This is a genomic window from Parashewanella curva, assembly GCF_003675895.1.
In the GTDB taxonomy this organism is placed as follows: domain Bacteria; phylum Pseudomonadota; class Gammaproteobacteria; order Enterobacterales; family Shewanellaceae; genus Parashewanella; species Parashewanella curva.
The window spans coordinates 122,770-142,288 of sequence record NZ_ML014754.1 but is presented as its reverse complement, the minus strand read 5'-3'; the positions used below and the strand labels follow the sequence as shown (position 1 = coordinate 142,288).

18 protein-coding genes are annotated in these 19,519 nt (G+C 39.5%); 9 read left to right on the top strand and 9 right to left on the bottom strand.

From position 1 onward, the window contains the following. Positions 1 to 2: 2 nt before the first annotated feature. The 3 genes from D5018_RS01870 to D5018_RS01860 form a co-directional block, all read right to left on the bottom strand. Positions 3 to 1,367, bottom strand: coding sequence for a TRAP transporter large permease (locus D5018_RS01870; RefSeq protein WP_121837283.1), 1,365 nt, complete (start codon positions 1,365 to 1,367; stop codon positions 3 to 5). After that, positions 1,367 to 1,882, bottom strand: coding sequence for a TRAP transporter small permease subunit (locus tag D5018_RS01865; RefSeq protein ID WP_243637357.1), 516 nt, complete (start codon positions 1,880 to 1,882; stop codon positions 1,367 to 1,369). Before D5018_RS01865 ends, D5018_RS01870 begins: the two co-directional genes overlap by 1 nt. 167 nt (positions 1,883 to 2,049) lie before the next feature. Further along, complete coding sequence (locus D5018_RS01860; protein WP_121837315.1) at positions 2,050 to 3,882, bottom strand: DUF885 domain-containing protein; 1,833 nt, start codon at positions 3,880 to 3,882, stop codon at positions 2,050 to 2,052. Between the two features lie 165 nt (positions 3,883 to 4,047). Between D5018_RS01860 and D5018_RS01855 the strand changes: the two genes are divergently transcribed. Further along, entirely contained in the window at positions 4,048 to 4,575 is a 528-nt protein-coding gene (locus D5018_RS01855; RefSeq protein ID WP_121837282.1) for an Mpo1 family 2-hydroxy fatty acid dioxygenase, read from the top strand. Between the two features lie 35 nt (positions 4,576 to 4,610). Here the strand turns inward: D5018_RS01855 and D5018_RS01850 are convergent, their stop codons facing one another. The 3 genes from D5018_RS01850 to D5018_RS01840 all read right to left on the bottom strand — a co-directional run bounded on the left by D5018_RS01850 (position 4,611) and on the right by D5018_RS01840 (position 7,459). Continuing rightward, entirely contained in the window at positions 4,611 to 5,060 is a 450-nt protein-coding gene (locus D5018_RS01850) for a hypothetical protein (RefSeq protein ID WP_121837281.1), read from the bottom strand. Positions 5,061 to 5,302: 242 nt separating this feature from the next. Beyond that, positions 5,303 to 6,574 carry an HlyC/CorC family transporter gene (locus D5018_RS01845; protein WP_121837280.1) on the bottom strand — a complete coding sequence of 424 codons (1,272 nt, stop codon included), beginning with the start codon at positions 6,572 to 6,574 and terminating at the stop codon, positions 5,303 to 5,305. A gap of 96 nt (positions 6,575 to 6,670) precedes the next feature. Beyond that, positions 6,671 to 7,459, bottom strand: coding sequence for a cytochrome C assembly family protein (locus D5018_RS01840; RefSeq protein ID WP_121837279.1), 789 nt, complete (start codon positions 7,457 to 7,459; stop codon positions 6,671 to 6,673). Positions 7,460 to 8,022: 563 nt separating this feature from the next. Between D5018_RS01840 and ffh the strand changes: the two genes are divergently transcribed. After that, positions 8,023 to 9,396, top strand: coding sequence for a signal recognition particle protein (gene ffh, locus D5018_RS01835; protein WP_121837278.1), 1,374 nt, complete (start codon positions 8,023 to 8,025; stop codon positions 9,394 to 9,396). A gap of 29 nt (positions 9,397 to 9,425) precedes the next feature. Here the strand turns inward: ffh and D5018_RS01830 are convergent, their stop codons facing one another. Continuing rightward, a complete protein-coding gene (locus D5018_RS01830; protein WP_121837277.1) occupies positions 9,426 to 10,478 on the bottom strand; it encodes a hypothetical protein in 1,053 nt (350 codons plus the stop codon). A 310-nt stretch (positions 10,479 to 10,788) separates the two neighbouring features. Between D5018_RS01830 and rpsP the strand changes: the two genes are divergently transcribed. The 6 genes from rpsP to D5018_RS01800 all read left to right on the top strand — a co-directional run bounded on the left by rpsP (position 10,789) and on the right by D5018_RS01800 (position 16,773). Then, a complete protein-coding gene (gene rpsP, locus D5018_RS01825; RefSeq protein WP_121837276.1) occupies positions 10,789 to 11,040 on the top strand; it encodes a 30S ribosomal protein S16 in 252 nt (83 codons plus the stop codon). 20 nt (positions 11,041 to 11,060) lie between these two features. Then, the gene (gene rimM / locus D5018_RS01820; protein WP_121837275.1) at positions 11,061 to 11,591 is read left to right on the top strand and encodes a ribosome maturation factor RimM; all 531 of its coding nucleotides are present in this window, start codon (positions 11,061 to 11,063) and stop codon (positions 11,589 to 11,591) included. Positions 11,592 to 11,593: 2 nt separating this feature from the next. Further along, on the top strand, positions 11,594 to 12,337 hold the full coding sequence (gene trmD / locus D5018_RS01815; RefSeq protein ID WP_121837274.1) for a tRNA (guanosine(37)-N1)-methyltransferase TrmD: 744 nt from the start codon (positions 11,594 to 11,596) through the stop codon (positions 12,335 to 12,337). 35 nt (positions 12,338 to 12,372) lie between these two features. Next, a complete protein-coding gene (gene rplS / locus D5018_RS01810; protein WP_121837273.1) occupies positions 12,373 to 12,723 on the top strand; it encodes a 50S ribosomal protein L19 in 351 nt (116 codons plus the stop codon). Positions 12,724 to 12,854: 131 nt separating this feature from the next. Further along, the gene (gene tyrA, locus D5018_RS01805) at positions 12,855 to 13,997 is read left to right on the top strand and encodes a bifunctional chorismate mutase/prephenate dehydrogenase (RefSeq protein ID WP_121837272.1); all 1,143 of its coding nucleotides are present in this window, start codon (positions 12,855 to 12,857) and stop codon (positions 13,995 to 13,997) included. An 85-nt stretch (positions 13,998 to 14,082) separates the two neighbouring features. Next, a complete protein-coding gene (locus D5018_RS01800) occupies positions 14,083 to 16,773 on the top strand; it encodes a magnesium and cobalt transport protein CorA (protein WP_121837271.1) in 2,691 nt (896 codons plus the stop codon). A 137-nt stretch (positions 16,774 to 16,910) separates the two neighbouring features. Here the strand turns inward: D5018_RS01800 and hpf are convergent, their stop codons facing one another. Further along, positions 16,911 to 17,267 (bottom strand): ribosome hibernation-promoting factor, HPF/YfiA family, encoded by a 357-nt coding sequence (hpf, locus tag D5018_RS01795; protein WP_121837270.1) that lies wholly within the window; start codon positions 17,265 to 17,267, stop codon positions 16,911 to 16,913. A gap of 239 nt (positions 17,268 to 17,506) precedes the next feature. On the opposite strand from hpf, the gene D5018_RS01790 reads away from it, so the two are divergent. Continuing rightward, positions 17,507 to 18,184 carry a cytochrome b/b6 domain-containing protein gene (locus D5018_RS01790; RefSeq protein WP_121837314.1) on the top strand — a complete coding sequence of 226 codons (678 nt, stop codon included), beginning with the start codon at positions 17,507 to 17,509 and terminating at the stop codon, positions 18,182 to 18,184. Positions 18,185 to 18,205: 21 nt separating this feature from the next. On the opposite strand, the gene D5018_RS01785 is transcribed toward D5018_RS01790, so the two are convergent. Continuing rightward, the gene (locus tag D5018_RS01785; protein ID WP_121837269.1) at positions 18,206 to 19,474 is read right to left on the bottom strand and encodes an IS4 family transposase; all 1,269 of its coding nucleotides are present in this window, start codon (positions 19,472 to 19,474) and stop codon (positions 18,206 to 18,208) included. Positions 19,475 to 19,519: the final 45 nt, after the last annotated feature.

The following is a 19,519-nucleotide window of genomic DNA, read 5'->3' as shown; positions in this document are numbered from 1 at the left end:
ATTTAGCTGTAAATTATTTTCGGAAGACTCGTTGCCATTTCAGGCCATATTGCTAGCGCTACCATCAGCAATACTTGCATCAGAATAAAAGGAATGACGCCTTTATAGATTGCCGGTGTTTTCACTTCTTTTGGTGCTACACCTCGTAAATAAAACAAAGCAAAACCAAAGGGCGGGGTTAAAAATGAGGTTTGTAAATTGATGGCTATCATTATGCCCAGCCAAATAGGATCGACACCCATCATAAATAAAGCTGGGGCAACAAGCGGGACGACGACAAAAGTGATTTCGATAAAGTCCAGAATGAAACCAAGTAAAAATATCACCGCCATTACAATCAAAATGGCACCAAATTGACCACCGGGAATATTCTCGAACATAGAATGCACCAGTTCTTCGCCACCAAAGCCACGGAATACGAGAGAAAAGATTGAGGCTCCGATGAGTATCATAAACACCATTGAAGTAATGGTTGTGGTGTTGATTGTGACGTCTTTTAATGTCGCTATAGAGAGTTTCTTTTTAAGTAGAGCGATCACTAAAGCGCCAAAAGCCCCAATACCTGCGGCTTCAGTTGGGGTAGCATAGCCCAATAAAATCGAACCTAATACCAGAATAATTAATACCAATGGTGGAATTAAACCAGTTAACAGCTCACTGAGTTTAAGTTTTGATCCTTGAGTCTGCTTAGGTGTCCATTCTGGTTTGAAAATACCAATCATCAAGGAGTAAATGAGGTACAAGCCCACCAGTACCAAACCGGGAATGATGGCAGCGGCAAAGAGATCACCGACAGAAACTGTTTCAGGGGAAAAAATACCTTGAGACATTTGTGCTTGTTGATAAGCACTTGATAACACATCCCCCAACAGTACCAAGGCGATTGATGGCGGAATGATTTGACCAAGTGTTCCAGTAGATGCAATTACACCCGTTGCATAGCTTTGGTTGTAACCGTGTTTAAGCATGGTGGGTAAAGACAATAAACCCATTGTCACAACGGTAGCGCCTACAATACCCGTACTTGCTGCCATTAATGCGCCTACAATAATCACAGCGATGCCCATTCCCGCGGGCAGCTTGCCAAATGCTTTGGTTAAAGAAAGTAACAGCTCCTCGGCAATTTTAGATTTCTCTAGCATTACTCCCATAAACACAAATAAGGGTACGGCTAATAACGTTTGGTTGGTTAAGATGCCAAACAGTCGACTGGGTAAGGCATTTAGTAGGGTGAAATCGAAAGTCCCTGTTACAACGCCTATGGTCGCAAAGATAAGAGCTGTTCCAGCCAATGAGAAAGCAACAGGGTATCCTAACATCAATACCACACATGTGACGACAAACATTAAGATGGCAATCCATTCCATTAGTTTGCCTCCTTAATCAAGGTAACCTTAATAATTTCAGCGATTGTTTGCAGAATTAATAACACGGGTGTGATGATGAGTAGAGATTTAAGAATAAACAGAAGTGGTAATCCGCCTGCTTCTTGTGAAGACTCTAAAATCGACCAAGATTGAGCAACGTATTGCCAGCTCATGATTAAGATGAAACCACAAGTGGGTAATAGAAAAAAGATATGCCCAAAGAGGTTAATTTTATTTTTTTTCGCTTTAGGTAAATTGCGATAGAAAATGTCTACTCGTACATGCTTGTCGACGAGGAGTGTGTAGCTCATTGCTATCATCAATACAAAAGCGTGCATGTAAAGTACGCTTTCTTGTAGCCAAATCCAGCCTATGTCAAAGCCATATCTTAAAATAACGACCGTGGTCATTGTAAGCACCATGACTAATGTTAGCCATGCAATCCCTTTTCCTGACAGTGTAGATAGCTTATCTATTTGAGTGGTAAGCTTTTCTGTTCCTTCTCCGTGTAGCACGCTACAGCCTTATAATAATTGTTATGTGGCTTTTTTATACCGAATGATGGTTTTTATAGCAATATATACTTTTGGATAATAAAGGAACGTTAGTGAAAGATTTAAATTTATTTTCAGCATAAAAAAGGCAGCTAATCAGCTGCCTTTTGTCACATATTTAAAATGGTTTAAATACTTTGTGGGTTAGCAATCCAGTTATCAACTTTCTGCTCTAGTACGTCTAATGGTAATGGGCCATTTTTCAGGATTAGAGTGTGGAAGTCACGTATATCAAACTTATTACCCATTTGCTTTTCAGCTTTAGCACGCAACTGTTGGATCTTGATCATACCGATTTTGTAAGCTGTTGCTTGTGATGGCATTACAATATGACGTTCAACCATTTTCACGGCATCAGATACCGCGTTTGGTGTGTTGTCTGTGTAATACTTAATACCTTTTTCACGAGTCCATTTTTTCTCGTGAATACCTGTATCAACGACTAGACGACATGCACGCCATAGTTCCATAGCTAAGCGACCAAAATCAGAATATGGATCTTTGTACAAGCCCATTTCTTTAGGGAAATATTCAGTATAAAGTCCCCAACCTTCTACATAAGCGGTATAACGACCATATTTACGGAACTTAGGTATACCTTCTAGCTCTTGAGAGATAGCAATCTGCATGTGATGACCCGGTAGACCTTCGTGGTAAGCCAAAGCTTCCATTTGGTACTTAGGCATAGCTTTCATGTCATACAGGTTTGCGTAGTACATACCCGGGCGAGAACCGTCTGGTGCTGGTTGCTGATAAAAAGCTTTACCTGCAGACTTTTCACGGAAAGCTTCTACACGCTGAACGATAAGTGGTGCTTTAGGCTTGATCTTAAACACTTCATCTAAGCGAGATTGCATGTTGTCAATCATAGCCGTTGCTTCTTTTAAGTAAGCTTGACGACCTTCTTCGGTATCAGGGTAGTAGAATTGCTCGTCATCACGCATGAATTTGAAGAATTCTTGTAATGAGCCTTTGAAGCCCACTTTTTTCATAATGGCGCGCATTTCATTGTGAATACGAGCGACTTCTTTTAGACCAAGTTTGTGGATTTGGTCTGCTGTCATGTCGGTGGTAGTCGTACGCGCAAGTGCGTTGTTATAGAAAGTTTCACCGTTAGGTAACTTCCACGCACCATCACGAGTATCCGCTTTAGCTTGTAAGTTTTTCGCGTATGCAATGAACTGTTTATACGCAGGACCAACACTCTTGAGTAACGCTTTGTTAGCGTCTGCAATTAGCTGGTTTTTTTCGGCTTGGCTGATTTCAAGCTTATTCACTTTACGTTTAAAGTCTGCCAACAATACGCTGTCTTCACCTATAGCGAAAGGAGCGCCTTTGATAATGTTGTTGCTATCAGAAATCACGTAGTTAAATACAAACTTAGGTGCAATGATGCCTTTGTCAGCACGAATGGTTAGCGCATCTTCTAATTGCTCGAAACGCGCTTTAACACCGTTTAATCGGCTGATGTAAGCCTTTGCATCATCAACATTATCAATGCGATGTTGATTGATTAAGAATGATGGAGTTGTAGAGTGAACGCCATACATTTGGTTCACTGGGTAGGTGTGATAGCGCCACTGATAGTCTTCGATGTCTTGCTCTAAGCTTTGCTTAAGTAGGTCATAACTTAGTTTGGTTTGAGTATCTAGCTTTGCGTAATCTAGGTTATCAAGTTTTTTTAGATTGCTTTTTGTACGAGCCAGATCTTCAGCGTATGACTTATCACTTAAATCGTCCCACTTACCGTAATCCTTTTTAATGCCTAAATAAGTTTGGCTTACAGGGCTAGCCATTACTGATTCCATAAACATGTCGTCAAACAGTTTATTGGCTTTCTCAGATTCAGACTGCTTAGCAACCACACTTTTAGCTGACTCTGGAGCTGGTGCTGTGTTACAGCCTGTGAGTAGAAGTGAAAGAGATACTGCTACTGCACTTAATGATGTTTTTATAGACATAACAAAACCACGGTTTCTTTGACAAACTGTGATTTTAATCAAGTTATAGGCTCATTTACAGTTGTGAATGTTAGCAAATGTTTCAATTGTGATTCGACGGTTGAATCTTGACCAAGATAAGAGGTTGAATTAGATTGGTAGCACTATTCTAAGGAGTGAGTAGCGATGAAAACGATTGAAGAGCATCTAGCTAACTATAAAAGCGTTCACCTAAATACCAATAATATCATCACTCATTTTATAGGCATTCCAACCATTATTTGGTCAATTATGGTTTGGTTAAGTTTATTTAGTTTTTCTCTTGGGTCGGGTTATGAAATTACAGCCGCAATGATTTTAGCTGCCGTGGTTATGGCCTATTATTTTTACCTTAATGTAAAGTTAGCTATAGGGATGTTGGTGTTATTTGGCCCTCTGCTTTGGCTTGCAAATAGTATCTCAGTCATTAATGAAAGTGGCTGGGTGGCGTTGGTGGTTTTTGTTATTGGCTGGATTTTACAGTTTTTAGGGCATAAGTTTGAAGAGATGAAGCCAGCGTTTATTGATGATCTAAGCCAACTTTTTATTGGCCCTCTATTTCTTGTTGCAGAGATTTATTTTTCCTTTGGTTGGCTTAACGAATTGAACCAAAAGGTGAGTGAGCAAGCTGTAGAGAAGCGCATCAAATTGGATGCGCTTAAAAGGAAAAAGTAGAGATATTTATAGCCTGATATCAATCAGGCTCGTTTCTAGAACAGTTCTAATTCATCTATTAAAGCTTGGTCTTCCTTACTAATTTGGGGATTATATTCAACAGCAACAGTTTGTTCAGAAGACATCTTGTTGTGTAACTCATTATTCTCTTGCTGTCTTCTATCAAGTTGCTGTTGAGGGATAGCTTCAGCCTGCTTAGTAACTTTATTATTTGTTACTGTAAATGCATTTGTAATTACTGATACTCCAGCTTGTACTGGTGGTGCTATTTTTAAAAATCGGGAAATATAAGCACTACGAATAACTCCTACATCTTTACGCCTAAAAAGTGCATCTACTTGATAGCTATTATTAATCGTAACAATAGTAGTATCTGCCTTAGGCTGAACATCTGTAGTATCAGCAGCCAAAGGTTTTAATTCAAGAGATCCTTGTGTAGATGTTATGGATGTTTGTGTTTTTACTCCAATAGCAGCTTGTAACATAATATTTTCCATAATGAGGGTTGATGTCTTAAGTATGATTCAAATAATCCTTTAGTTTCTTAAAGTTAAATTAAAAGTGTTTTAAGTTTATAGGTGCGCAACTACTTTGATGGTAAGAGCTTACATCTTGAGGTATAACTATTTTTTTAACAAAAGAGAAAAGTAAAAAGAGAAAAGTAAATGTTTATTAGATGAGATAAAGAAAGCACTGAAAAGAATTTCAGTGCTTAGCGTTGATAAGATCAATGCGTTTGTTTATAAAATTGAGGCATAACTCTGACTGTTTTAATCATATTTCCAGCGACTTCAACCACTTCAACTGGATAACCAGCTAAACGTAAACTGGTTCGTTCGGTTGGGATATCTTCTAAATATTCTAAAATCAATCCGTTTAGCGTTTTAGGACCGTCAATCGGCATATCCCACTTCATTTCTTTATTGAGGTCACGGACGTTAATACCTGCGTCAATCAAATAGCTACCGTCTTGTTGAGGAATGATCTCTTCACTTGGTGCAGGCAGCATTGAGGTAGTAAAGTCACCAACAATTTCTTCAAGAATATCATCTACTGTAACAAGGCCTTGAATATCACCGTACTCGTCTACAACCAAACCGACTCGCTCTTTGTTTTGCTGGAAATTAGCAAGCTGCGTGTTGAGTGGTGTACCTTCAGGAATGAAGTACAGCTCTTTTACCGCACGAAGTAGAGAAGATTTACTAAATTGTTGCTTCGATTGAAGACGTAGCGCATCTCGTAAATGGACAAAACCAACAGCATCATCAATGTTATCGCGATAAACCAGAACACGAGTATGAGGGCTTTGGATCACTTGCTTATTGATGAGTTTAAAGTCGTCATTCATGTTGATGGCATAAATATCTGAACGAGGCACCATCACATCTTGCACTGTCATTTTTTCTAAATCTAAAATCGACAGTAGCATGTCTTGGTGGCGTTGTGGGATAAGTGCGCCAGCTTCGTTAACCACGGTTCTTAATTCTTCTTGAGTTAAGGCATTAGCTGAAGTTTCTTTATCTGTACCCAAAGAGCGCAAGAAGAACATGGTTATCAGATTTAGCCCGTAGACCAAGGGCTGCATTACTACGGCGAGCACTCGCAAAATGTAACTGGATGGAAAAGCGACTTTTTCTGGGTGGAGTGCAGCAAGTGTTTTTGGCGTTACTTCTGCAAAAACCAAAATGACTAATGTAAGAATGCCTGTTGCCACAGCGACACCGAGGTCACCAGACATACGATGCCCAATTTCTGCGGCAATTACCGGAGCAATGATGTTTACAATGTTGTTACCAATGAGAATCAAGCCAATTAATCGATCGGGTTTTTCTAATAGTTTTGCAGCTTGTTGTGCCCCACGGTTTCCACTGTCAGCAAGGTGACGAAGGCGGTATCGGTTTAGAGTCATTAGGGCAGTTTCTGAACTTGAGAAATACGCCGAACACATGATGAGGATTATTAAGGTAACCAGAAGGGTTCCGGTTGAGATAGCGTCCAAGAAGGGCTCCGTTAGGTGATTAAACTTACAATCAGTCCAATTGTTTAGGGGACTGAGAGGCTATCATTGTGTTAAATAGCCTCTGTGTCAACAATTTTACGAAAGTATCAGCTCTTTGACAATTCTCGCGCCAAAGTAACCAGCCGATAACAGGGTTGCACCAGTAAGAGTATAAATCACCGCTGTTTTAACTTTTACTCCGATTTGATATTGCTGCCAAAGCATCGCGATATAAACAAACCAAGCAATTATAGACAATACGGCTTTGTGACCTTTACCTTCTGCAAACATATCATCTAAGAAGATAAAGCCAGTAGCTAAAGCCAAGCTCAGTAAAATAACGCCAATAACAACCAAGTGATAAAGCTGCTTTTCAACAGTCATTAACGGTGGAATTGCAGAGCTCATGATTAATTGCTTACTTTTAAGCTTGTGTTGAATGACGGCTAATTGAATAGCATACAGAGCGGCAATCATCAGGGTGCTGTATGCCATTAAAGATAAAATGACATGAGCGAGCACTTCAGGATATTGCTCAAAGTGGTAAATATATTCAGGCGGCACTAACCAAAGCAATGCCACAGAAATAATGGAAAAGGCGTAAATTACAGGAACAACGACAATAACCTTCATTCTGATCAACACAATCGTAAAGGTAAGGGCGATAATCCAGTTAACTAAAGATATTACATTGGTAAGGCTAAAATTTTGACCATCAGCGGTGATAATGGCTTCGCTAAGGGCTGCACCATGAAGCGAAACAGCAAACGCAGCAATAAGCACGACCAGTTTTCTATTTGGCCCTTCGGTATGAAATAAACGGCTAGAGACTAGATAAAATGCCCAGCAGTAAAAGAAAATAGCGGCGGCAGAAAAAATAACCATTAGTATATAACCTGTCCTGAATTAGTGTCCTTAAGCCTAGAAAAGAGGTTAAGAGCCTTAATTAAACTCTCTTCTACAAAATCAAAATATCGCTAAAAAACAGAGAGCTTTAACGTTTTTTCTAGGTTTTGATTGATACGGTAAAATTTAACTGTTTTTTGCGCTAAGAGCGAGTTTAATTTTATTTTTCTAGATAAAAATGAGAATCTTTACCAGTCCTGATTGGTGATAAATCAAAAATCTTTGATTGAGAATGCCCTCATTGATAAGTATTTGCGTATAATCCTAAAAATATTAGCTGGGTACGTTCTCAAGCGTAGCAAAAATGTTTGCTAGCAAGGCGTAGCTTGCAGCAAGTAATTGCTCTACTTGCAAAAGTTACAACACAGCTAGCGGGTATTTTAGCAAGCTTGTGAGTGTAGAGCATATTACTAAATTTAAGGAATGTGAAAACTCAAAAATTAGTGGCTCAGCAGATAGTCATTAACTTAACTAGCGTTCGGCTGATGTTTTTAGGATAATAGTCCCAATTTTTTAGATGGATTATAGGTAAAGCTCAAGATATGTTTGAGAATCTTAGTGACAGACTGTCCCGTACCTTAAAGAATATCAGTGGCCGTGGTCGCCTGACTGAAGACAATATTAAAGAAACACTACGTGAAGTGCGTATGGCTTTATTAGAAGCCGATGTTGCTTTACCTGTAGTTCGTGAATTTGTAAAAAGCGTAAAAGAACGTGCGGTTGGTCAGGAAGTTGCTAAGAGCCTTACCCCTGGTCAAGTTTTCGTTAAAATCGTTCAAGGTGAGCTTGAAAAAGCCATGGGTGAATCTAATGAAGCATTAGATTTATCGGCTCAGCCACCAGCGGTTGTTATGGTGGCGGGTTTACAAGGTGCGGGTAAAACCACTTCGGTAGCCAAGCTTTCTAAACTGTTAAAAGAGCGCCATAAAAAATCAGTATTGGTAGTAAGTGCTGACGTATACCGTCCTGCGGCGATTAAGCAGCTTGAAACCCTTGCCAATGAAGTTGATGTACAGTTTTTCCCATCTGACATCAGCCAAAAGCCAATTGACATCGCCAATGCCGCAATTGCTCATGCTAAATTAAAATTCATTGATGTTGTGATCGTCGATACCGCAGGTCGTCTGCATGTTGACGATGCCATGATGGACGAAATCAAAGAGCTTCATGCCAGTATCAACCCTGTAGAAACCTTATTTACTGTTGATGCCATGACAGGTCAAGATGCGGCGAATACTGCTAAAGCCTTTAATGAAGCATTGCCGTTAACAGGTGTTGTTTTAACTAAAGTAGATGGTGATGCAAGAGGTGGTGCGGCGCTTTCGATTCGTCACATTACTGGTAAGCCAATTAAATTCTTGGGTGTGGGTGAAAAGACGGATGCGCTTGAGCCATTCCATCCAGATCGTGTTGCCTCTCGTATTCTTGGTATGGGTGACGTACTGTCACTTGTCGAAGAAATCGAACGTGGCGTAGATAAAGACAAAGCCATGAAGCTGGCTTCGAAAGTGAAGAAAGGCGGTAAATTCGACCTTGAAGATTTCCGTGAACAGCTAGCTCAAATGAAAAACATGGGCGGCATGATGAGCATGATTGAAAAGCTGCCGGGTGTTGGACAATTACCACCAGAAGCACTAGCTCAAGTTCAAGATGGTAAGTTAACTAATCAAATGGAAGCCATCATCAACTCTATGACTAAAGCAGAACGCGCTCGTCCAGATCTAATTAAAGGTTCTCGTAAGCGTCGTATTGCCGCAGGTTCGGGTACCCAAATTCAAGACGTCAACAAACTGCTTAAACAATTTACCCAAATGCAAAAAATGATGAAGAAGATGTCATCAAAAGGCGGTATGGCGAAAATGATGCGTGGCATGAAAGGTATGACCCCACCGGGTATGAAGATGCCAGGTAGATAAGGTAACGACTCGAAAGGTTAGCCAAAAAGCTAACCTTTTTTATTGCTTTTTTTTTGTTTGCAGAGGTATTTCATTTCAACTCCTTTCGGTTTTGGCCCCGAATGTGTGTAGCAGCACCAAATAGCAATCCGCTGTTTCTCTGAGCGTAGCATGTAAGTTCTGTTTACTGCGTAATCATCAGGTATTAACGATTTGTTTTTGTAGGCTTGTTTGGGCTCATGTTGAGTTTTTTTTACGATTGTAAGCGCAGGTTGAAGTTCAGGTAATGGTAGGGTGGGTTCTTGCTGGGGCGTCTTTGGTTTTGGTATTTTGGGGGTAACTAGTGGAGTGGGGACATTAGCCTGCTTTGTAATTGTGAGTGAAGGTAGTTTGGTTTGAGTACTAGTATCCTGTTTATGCTTCGGAGCAAAAGAAAAAGGCTCAAGTGTTACAGTTGAAAGCGTTGGTTTGTCAGTTTGACTACTGGCAGTTTGTTTATGCTTCGGAGCAAAAGAAAAAGGCTCAAGTGTTACCCTTGAAAGCGTTGGTTTGTCAGTTTGGCAACTGGACGTTTGTGTTTGTTTAGGGGCTAAATAACAAGGTTCTAGTTTTACCCTTGTAAGTTTTGGCTTGTCAGTTTGTGAAGAAAGACTGATTGTAGGCTGTATTTTGACACTGCATTTAGTTGGGATCTCACTAAAATTAAAAACAGGTCGTGTTGAACTGAAGAACCTCCTAATACAGGGCTCATCTTCTTGTTTAATTTTTATTAGATGTATGCAATTGATGCAAGAATAACTTTGAGGAGCATTTTTTTTAGATAAGTAGACTAATCGATAACAGGAACCTTCAATTAAAAAATTTATTTCTCCGAGCAAGTTCAATATTAATGAGGGCGTACATGTAGTAGTAACTTGCCGAAATAAAGTAAATAAATTTGATGTGGCTTCTTGGGGGCAAAGTTTTGAGATTTTTTCCCAACAAGCAACCGTGTCACTATCACCTAATGGGCAGGTTTCAATGGACTTTTTGACATCATAATAAAAATATCCTGATGGGATTTGTAAAAGTTTGGGCTGTCCAGTTTGATCTGCAAAAGCCATCTATTTAGAGTGATCTTAAAACAGTAATAAACACTAAAGAGTTATTCATTTTGTTAACTTATCAATACCTTAAATTCCTAGCAGTCTAAAATTATCCATTTCAAATTTAAAGCCATTCTGCATCATTATGAATAAAACTTAATTGTAATAGTTATATGTCTAGCTGGTTCACATAAAAAAAAGGTTTTTAGTTGCATTTACCGCCAGTTCAGGTAGAATTTTGCGGCTTTCATTTCTGGAACTCTATGCGAACACAGGGTTCCAGTTTTATTTTTTACCGAAAGGTAAATCGTTAGAGGATTTATAACGCATGGTTACCATTCGTTTAGCTCGTGGTGGCGCTAAGAAGCGTCCATTTTACAACATCGTAGTTACGGACAGCCGTAATGCTCGTGACGGTCGTTTCATCGAACGTTTAGGTTTCTTCAACCCTTTAGCTAAAGGTCAAGAAGAGACTCTACGTATCGACCTAGACCGTGTTGAACACTGGGTAGGTACTGGTGCTCAACTAAGCGATCGTGTTGCAAAACTGATCAAAGACGCTCGTAAAGCAGCTGCTTAATAGCGTTAAGGTATAAATTGATGAGCAGTAACCAACAACCAGTCGTACTTGGTAAAATTGGCGCCAGTCATGGTGTTAAGGGTTGGATGAAAATCACGGCTTATACCGACTCTGTTAAAGGTATTTTTGATTACTCACCTTGGCTGCTTAAAGAAAACGGTCAATGGCGAGAGGTAAAGGTTACTGACTGGCGTCAGCAAGGCAAAGCGGTGATTGCTTCAATAGAAGGAATCGAAAACCGTGAGCAAGCTCAACTACTCACTCATTGTGAAATTGGAGTGATGCCAGATGAAATGCAACAATTGCCGGAAGGCGAGTTCTATTGGAAAGATCTAATAGGTTGTGAAGTAATCAATACTAAAGGCTACAACATGGGCAAAGTTGAACAGTTACTTGAAACTGGCTCCAATGATGTACTCATGGTAAAAGCCAATATCAAAGATGCGTTTGGCAAAAAGGAACGTTTAATTCCTTTTGTCACAGAGCAATTCATCCTTGAGGTGAAATTGCCTGAGAAACAAATTTTAGTGGATTGGGAGCCGGACTTCTAAGCATGTGGCTAGGGATCATCACTCTGTTTCCAGAGATGTTTCGTGCGGTTACAGACTTCGGAGTTACTGGACGAGCCGTTAAAAACGGCTTATTAGAGGTGCAATTGTGGAATCCACGTGATTTCACCCATGATAAACATCGTACTGTGGATGACCGACCCTTTGGTGGTGGCCCTGGGATGTTGATGATGGTGCAACCTTTAAGAGATGCCATTCATGCTGCTAAAGCGGCAGCGGGTGAAGGTGTAAAAGTGATTTATCTGTCCCCTCAAGGGCGTAAGCTTACCCAAAACGGGGTTGAGGAATTGGCAGAAAATCAAAAGCTGATTTTAGTGTGTGGTCGATACGAGGGTATTGATGAACGCATTATTCAGCAAGAAGTGGATGAAGAGTGGTCAATTGGTGATTACGTGCTTTCGGGCGGTGAATTACCAGCGATGACTTTGATTGATTCAATATCGAGATTGGTTCCTGGTGTACTAGGAAAGCAAGCCTCAGCCGAGCAGGACTCGTTTTCTGACGGATTACTGGATTGTCCCCACTATACGCGACCTGAAACCTTGGATGGTGTTGGTGTCCCAAAAGTATTGCTAAGTGGCAACCACAAAAAAATTGAACGCTGGCGTCATCAGCAAAGTTTGTTAAGAACTTTACAAAGACGACCAGAACTATTTGAAAAACTAGCTCTGACTGACCATCAAATGGCGCTTTTGTCTGAAGTAACAAGTAAGACAGAAAACAAATAGCCTAGGCATCAGTTAATACTAGGACGGAGTAATAAATGAACAATATCATTAAAATGCTCAACGATGAGCAAATGAAAACTGACGTACCAGAGTTCGGCGCAGGTGACACTGTTGTTGTTTCTGTGCGTGTAAAAGAAGGTAACAAAGAGCGTCTACAGGCGTTCGAAGGTGTTGTTATCGCTAAACGTAACCGTGGTTTGCACTCTGCATTCACTGTTCGTAAAATTTCTAACGGTGAAGGTGTTGAGCGTGCTTTCCAAACGCACAGCCCAGCAGTAGCTAAGATTGAAGTTAAACGTCGTGGTCGCGTTCGTCGCGCTAAGCTTTACTATCTACGTGAGCGTTCAGGTAAGTCTGCACGTATCCGCGAAAAGTTGGCTAAGTAATTTTTACTTAAGCCATAGTAAACAAAGACGTAGTGTTCGCACAGAAAACCGCCCTAGTGGCGGTTTTTTGTTGTCTAAATTTTAGTTCAACGACATAATCAAGGTTTATTCATTCAGGGTAACCCTTTGTCATGTCAGAAAAAACCACAGAGTCATTAGAGGCGTTGCGGACTCAAATTGATGCTGTTGATCAGCAATTGTTGGATTTATTGAGACAACGTTTAGATTTAGTCAAGCAAGTGGGACATGTAAAACATGAGGCGGGTTTACCTATTTATGCGCCAGAAAGAGAAGCGGTTATGCTCAGCAAGCGCCGCGCAGAAGCCGAAGAGATAGGAGTGGAACCACAGTTAATCGAAGATGTGCTTAGGCGCTTAATGCGTGAGTCCTATCGGAGTGAAAACAAAAGTGGCTTTAAGCAATTGAATCCAGATTGTGGTGATATTGTCATCATTGGTGGTAAAGGGCACATGGGACAGTTGTTTACTGAAATGTTCCGACTATCTGGTTATCGTGTTCGTTGTTTAGGTGAAGGTGATTGGGAACAGGCGCCCAAATGGTTTGAACAAGCAGGTGTCATTATTGTTACTGTTCCAATTTCAGCAACTTGTGAATTGATCCGTCAAAGACTTACTGAGCTTCCACCGCACTGCATCTTAGCTGATTTAACCTCAATCAAATCAGAGCCGTTACAAGCGATGATGAAATCTCACAAAGGCCCTGTAGTCGGATTTCACCCTATGTTTGGTGGTGATGTAAAGAGTTTGGCAAAACAAATTATTGTGGTTTGTCACGGAAGAGGGCAAGTACAATATCAATGGCTTATTCAACAAATGGAAATATGGGGAGCCAGTTTAGTTGAAGCCTGTGCAAATGAACATGATGAAGCCATGCAAACGGTACAAGCATTAAGACATTTTTCTACTTTTGCGTATGGTGTTGCATTATTTGATTCGCAAGCAGATGTTGAAAAGCTCTTGCAATATAGTTCACCCATTTATCGGTTAGAGCTGGCTATGGTTGGGCGTTTGTTTGCGCAAAACCCCAAACTCTATGCTGATATCATTTATGCTCAAACCAAGAGCATTGAAAAAATTAGCTCCTATGCCAATAGCTATCAATCATTATTGTCATTATTGGAATCTGGAGATAGAGAAAAATTCATCAATAAGTTTATAGAGGTTTCAAACTACTTAGGTGATTTTGCTCAACAGTTTCAACAAGAAAGTCGAGTATTGCTTCAGTCTGCTGCTGATATGATTAACAATCGCTAATACTCCATTCATGATGTTACGTCGATAAATCAATATATTAAACATCCAATACAAAGATATAAAACTTGGTTGTGGAGAGGTATTGATGTTTCTAAAGACAGAGCATTTTTCTTCTGTTCTACAAAATGATTATATAGATCTTCAACAAACTCCAGCAAGGTTTACGACCGGTATTATTTTTAAAGATGTATATGAAGTAGCCGTAGTTGATGAAAGTCAAGAATTAAGGGCTTTCTTAGTTGATTCGGGAAATCGACGAGAACAAGTGACAACTGAATGGCCAAGCTCAGATGAGCAGCAGATTGCACTTCAATATCGAAATAGCGTGCTTGTTTCGAATTCAACACCTGTAGAGATAACAGCTAAAACTCTACGTCGCTGTAATCTTCAAGTGTTTACAGATTTTTTCTTACAATGCTCACCGGAAAAGCGTTTGGTTTGGCTAAATTATTTATTAGAACGGGTAGGTGGAGATGATGAAGTCAAATCGATAGCTGAAATCATTGAGCTATTGAGCGAACTAAATCGTGTCACTCCAGATATTTGTGAGGATGTTTTAACCGTCATTTGCGAGCAACAGGATAATATCAAACTGTTACTTAAAGCTGGAGCCAGTGATTATAGTTTTATAAATAGTGTGGTCAATCATCAAGGGTTAATTGCCCAGATAGAAGCCTTAGATGACAAACAAAAAGCTACTGTTTTGAGAGCTAAGAGTGGACTTCCAGGGCTCATAGAGGTTGATGGCAATACAGCCGCTTATTTTGACCCTCAATTTATTGCTAAGCTCAAGCCTGAGTCGTTAGCTGGGGCCGCCAATTTATGGCCCGCTATGCTAACGGCTCTCTTACTATCGGATCTTCCGTTTGATAAGGCTCAAGCGGTGTTAGCACTTTTGTCACCAGATAAAGCGGCGGGGGTGCTCTATGCATTGCAATTGGACGAAGAAGAAACGTTTGATACTTCAATGCCCTATGTTTTACTGGATGTGTTCCGTAATACGACACATTATGAGCCAGAACGAAAAGCTCACCTCAATAAGCGCTATATGGCTTTATTAGTCACTGCAAATAAAGAGGTAAGCAGCGAATATTTTAAATCGCTGAAGGCAGATGAATGCGGGGAGTGCTTCAAAAGAATTGAACTTAATAATCCAGAAATATTTGCGATTAAATTGAACCAGTTTGCTGTTTCTGCTCCGGAAGAGTTTAAATCCATGATGATAATTGTCGGTAAGCCAATAGCAAGCCAGTGGAGCTTTTTATTAACGGCTGAGACTATTGCACATATGTCGACATCCAGTTGTTTTAATGGAATTAAAGTAATCGTTTTTTCCCGATTCAACAAAGTAACTTGTAATGAATGGCTTTCGGCTTTAGACCAAAAACGAAGGGTTATTGTTTTAAAATATCAACAGAATTCCTTACCTTTTGAAACAATGAAATCTCAATTACATTACATTGATAATATTATTAATTACTTAATCGTTGACTTACTGGCGCAGCAACTCAATTGTCTTACTTTTCAAAATGTATCTATTGAATGCAATAGCTCTAGATCTCAATCAGTTGGAGATGATTCAGAAACTCAAGCAAAAGCAAGTGTAAGGGTATGCAATAAAGCAAGTTTTCCCACGATCACTGACTATATTAACTCTCCTGAGGTCATAGCCACAGCGTTGAATGCTTTATCATGTAGATCCGATTCTGCGGTTTTCATTTCTATGTGTAGGTCGTTATTTACACAACCATCTCAATCAATACTTACAGTATTACTGTGTTTAGATGAAGAACACTATTTGTTCATCACAAGAGTACTAGATACTGATGTTACTTTTCGTGAGTTGTTATTAAATCTAGATCCTAGAGACTTTAAAGGAATGCCTGAGAGGATTAGTTATATTCGTGCTAGCCAGTTGATGTTTGATACATGGAAGAACAGAGAAGATTTAGCCAGATTAATACAGTTTTTCGCAAACCAAAAGCACAGTTGTTTGTTCTATTTAATGGCTGAATTCCCCATCTCAGCCATAGCAACAGTGGTGCCCACACATAGTAATACCCAATCATGTTTAATGGGACTTGTACCTATTATGCAGCAGAAAACTAAAAGAGCACTCATGGAGCAGGGGGATACTAATGAACTGCTGACTAAGATAAGGTTAATGCTACATGACCAATCGTTAGTGGAGTGTTTTGCCCCTTTTGTTGCCGAGATAAAAGGATACAAAATAGAAATATTGAAAAAATTAGAAGTCGAAGAGGCTCGACAAGTTCTTGAAATATTAAGAGTGCAAGATAATGATTTTATAAAAGAGCTATTGCTTGAAACTCATGGGATGCTGCCCATAACTTTACTTCGTCTAATTAATATTCTTCCAGAAGAATGGATTGTTCGGATGATAAAAGAGTTACACAAAAACTCGGTAGCTGATGTTTTTCTCTGCGCTCAATATGATGGCGCACTAATGTCTAAATTGGGGAGTGCGAGCTTAAAACTGAGTACGCAATGCTTCATTGATGCTTTACAGAAAGTGTGTCAAGCACCAATTAAGATCGTGGCACTTAAAGGTTATTTGGGAAGTATTCAATCGATGCCTTTGAAAATAAGCTGCTTAGAGCAATTGCCTTCTACCGTGATAGCCGAATTAATGGTTAAGGATAGAGCTTTTTTATGTGATGACGTTGCTTACTTACCAAAGACTAAAATCGAAGAGATAAATGCTGAAATGTTAGCGAAAGGTGCACAAAGTAAAGATTTAATTAAGAAACTATAAGAGTGCTGAGGATCCATCAATTCTGGTTGTAACCAAAGTCATTAATGAAATCTTATCATTTATCTTGGGATAGATTCTCAGCTTAGTTGCAAATGATAACTAGTTTCCTCCATGTAAGGTTTTAACAAGCGGCCTTGCTAGGCCGCATATTCTTCATCTTCAAACTCTTCATCACCGATCACTTCCTCAACATACTCGGGAGTATCTCGACGATTAGCTGTTGGTTTATCTTGGGTTCGATTCAATTGCTTTTGTAGTTTCTGTCCCATCGCTGTAATGGCAGAATATAGGTTATCGCTTTTTGCTTGAGCAAAGAGTTCTCCATTTGGAATACCCACTGTCGCTTCAATTTTAAATAGCTGTTTTTCCTGCGTAATAATGATATGAGGATTGATCAGTGGTACATCATGTCTCGAGAGTTTTTCTAGTTTTGCTTCGATACGCTCTCTGATGCTAGGAGTTACTTCAAGGTGTTTGCTCGTAATTTTTAACATATTTCGAACCTTCTTGTTATTGCTTCCGTGTACCCAGACTAACAAAAGCCAGCACAAAAGATATGATCTTTATCACATTTTTTTTCGAAAAAGGTTTACTTGGAGTAAAAGTGTTCGAACAGTCTCAAATTAATTACAAACTGGTAAAATTTGCTTGAATAAGGAACAAATTAGCCGCATATTTGATGGGATTTGTTGAGAAGAATTATAAAAAATCACTTTTTGTCCTTGGAGAAATGATGTCAAAAGCGAGTGTTGAAGTTAAAGTTTGGGATGTTCCTACTCGTTTATTTCACTGGTCATTAGTTGTATTAATGGGTTTGCTTTGGTGGAGCGGTGAGAATGGTGAAATGGAATTACACCAGATTTTTGCCTATAGCTTGGTTTCAATCCTAATTTTCCGTGTGATTTGGGGAATAATAGGCAGTGATAGTGCTCGTTTTAGCCAATTTGTGGTTCACCCGGTAAAGACACTGAAATACATCTCTCAACTAAAGAATAAAAAAGCGCCTGAGTTTGCAGGTCATAACCCTGTAGGCGGTTATATGGTTATCGCGCTAGTACTCATTATCAGCTTTCAATTCGGAACTGGATTATTTACTACCGATGATATTTTTACTGAAGGGCCGTTATATAGCCTTGTAAGTGAAGATGTCGCGAGTCTACTAACTTGGCTACATAAAAATACATTTAATCTGATTTTAGGGTTAATTGTACTCCATGTAATTGCGGTAATTATTCATACTATCAAAGGTGAAAACCTTGTCCCAGCGATGTTTCATGGTAAGAAATATTTATCTGAACAGCCATCAAAACCCCTTAGTTTTCGTTCTAGCTTTGTAGGACTAACCATTTTAGCCACTATATTGGGGATCATTGGTTATATCTTAATTTGGCCTTTGTTAAAGCAGTTATAGTTGAACATCATAGACTGAACCTTAAGAATTAAAGTGGGCGTAAATATTGTCTAACTTACTATAACCTTTAGACTTTTTCTGCTGGCTGGTAACGGCATTATTCTGGAGATAAATATACGCCCACTCAACTCGTTCTTTTAGTGCAATATACTCCCTGTCTGCGACCGCTTGAAGTATTGGAATAAACCAAACATCTACGTTCATTGAGGCTTTGAACATTGAGATGGCATTTACCGCTTGAGTGGCTATTGCTCTTTTTATAATAAGCGTGAGTAAACTCGCCCAAATCAACCCTTCTACTATTGGCTTTTTCTGAGTATTAAACTTCCTCAGGTTATTGTGAGATTTCAGCTCCTTAAACAGCAGCTCAACTTGCCAACGTACACGGTAAAGCATGGTAACTTCATCTGCGCTAAATTCGGAGCGAGGCAAGTTCGTTAACCAAAGTACAAATTTTTGCTCTGATGCGACCCAGCGTCGGATTAGGCGACATTTGTATTTACCCCACTCAACATCGAAATCCATAACTTTCTGGCTATTTTGTTTTTGCGAAACGTCCTTAAGCTTCTTACCTATAGGGCGCTTTAGCTCTTTACCATTGCCGTTGTAAGCTTTGGTAATCGTTGGGTTTAAACTACTTTTCCCTTTTACAATAAAGCTCGCATCATTTGTATCTAGTTCTGCAAAGTAAGGTGTATTCACATAACCAGAGTCAGCGAGAAATAAACAACTTCTTAGGGTGGATGCTGCTGGTAAGTAATCGTGTTCTGAAACTGAGTCAGCATCAATATCCATGTGAATTATTTTGCGTTCAAACAATGACAAACTGACGTGACACTCAATAGCCGCTGGCGCATGTTTGGTAAAACGTCCTTTAAAATCCGTAGCTAATTCCGGGTGAACTGTGAGCGATGAACCATCATGCAAAATAACCTGTTTAAATTGCTTTAGCCTCTCAGGAATTTCTTGTTCTTGTGGTAATAAAGTTGCCAAAGCTTGTTTTGTTATTTGCTTGATAAACTTTGGAAACTCTTTCTTAGCTAACTGATTATGAAACGGTTTATAGGCAACAAATTCATCTTCAGATAGTCTCATACCATTAAACTGTCTAACGACTTCATTAATCGAAGCAATGTTACTCTTGCTCAAAGCTGCGACGAGGCTGGTAACAAACTCAAGTGGCTTTATGGCTCGAATCCGCTTCATAAAACCTGTACTTTTCGCTTGAGCATCTAGGTTTGATGAAATAAAGAATTTGGTAATTTGTTGCTTTACTGAAATAATACTCATCGGCTTCTGAGTAATCTGTTTGTTTTTGGCGAAATGATTTGATCA

What these genes read in the sequence shown, in the direction of transcription:
- D5018_RS01860 (WP_121837315.1), bottom strand. Translation starts at nt 3,882, where the DNA reads ATGTCTATAAAAACATCATTAAGTGCAGTAGCAGTATCTCTTTCACTT.
- D5018_RS01855 (WP_121837282.1), top strand. Translation starts at nt 4,048, where the DNA reads ATGAAAACGATTGAAGAGCATCTAGCTAACTATAAAAGCGTTCACCTA.
- trmD (WP_121837274.1), top strand. Translation starts at nt 11,594, where the DNA reads ATGTGGCTAGGGATCATCACTCTGTTTCCAGAGATGTTTCGTGCGGTT.
- rplS (WP_121837273.1), top strand. Translation starts at nt 12,373, where the DNA reads ATGAACAATATCATTAAAATGCTCAACGATGAGCAAATGAAAACTGAC.
- ffh (WP_121837278.1), top strand. Translation starts at nt 8,023, where the DNA reads ATGTTTGAGAATCTTAGTGACAGACTGTCCCGTACCTTAAAGAATATC.
- D5018_RS01850 (WP_121837281.1), bottom strand. Translation starts at nt 5,060, where the DNA reads ATGTTACAAGCTGCTATTGGAGTAAAAACACAAACATCCATAACATCT.
- D5018_RS01830 (WP_121837277.1), bottom strand. Translation starts at nt 10,478, where the DNA reads ATGGCTTTTGCAGATCAAACTGGACAGCCCAAACTTTTACAAATCCCA.
- D5018_RS01870 (WP_121837283.1), bottom strand. Translation starts at nt 1,367, where the DNA reads ATGGAATGGATTGCCATCTTAATGTTTGTCGTCACATGTGTGGTATTG.
- tyrA (WP_121837272.1), top strand. Translation starts at nt 12,855, where the DNA reads ATGTCAGAAAAAACCACAGAGTCATTAGAGGCGTTGCGGACTCAAATT.
- rpsP (WP_121837276.1), top strand. Translation starts at nt 10,789, where the DNA reads ATGGTTACCATTCGTTTAGCTCGTGGTGGCGCTAAGAAGCGTCCATTT.
- rimM (WP_121837275.1), top strand. Translation starts at nt 11,061, where the DNA reads ATGAGCAGTAACCAACAACCAGTCGTACTTGGTAAAATTGGCGCCAGT.
- hpf (WP_121837270.1), bottom strand. Translation starts at nt 17,267, where the DNA reads ATGTTAAAAATTACGAGCAAACACCTTGAAGTAACTCCTAGCATCAGA.
- D5018_RS01790 (WP_121837314.1), top strand. Translation starts at nt 17,507, where the DNA reads ATGTCAAAAGCGAGTGTTGAAGTTAAAGTTTGGGATGTTCCTACTCGT.
- D5018_RS01785 (WP_121837269.1), bottom strand. Translation starts at nt 19,474, where the DNA reads ATGAGTATTATTTCAGTAAAGCAACAAATTACCAAATTCTTTATTTCA.
- D5018_RS01840 (WP_121837279.1), bottom strand. Translation starts at nt 7,459, where the DNA reads ATGGTTATTTTTTCTGCCGCCGCTATTTTCTTTTACTGCTGGGCATTT.
- D5018_RS01800 (WP_121837271.1), top strand. Translation starts at nt 14,083, where the DNA reads ATGTTTCTAAAGACAGAGCATTTTTCTTCTGTTCTACAAAATGATTAT.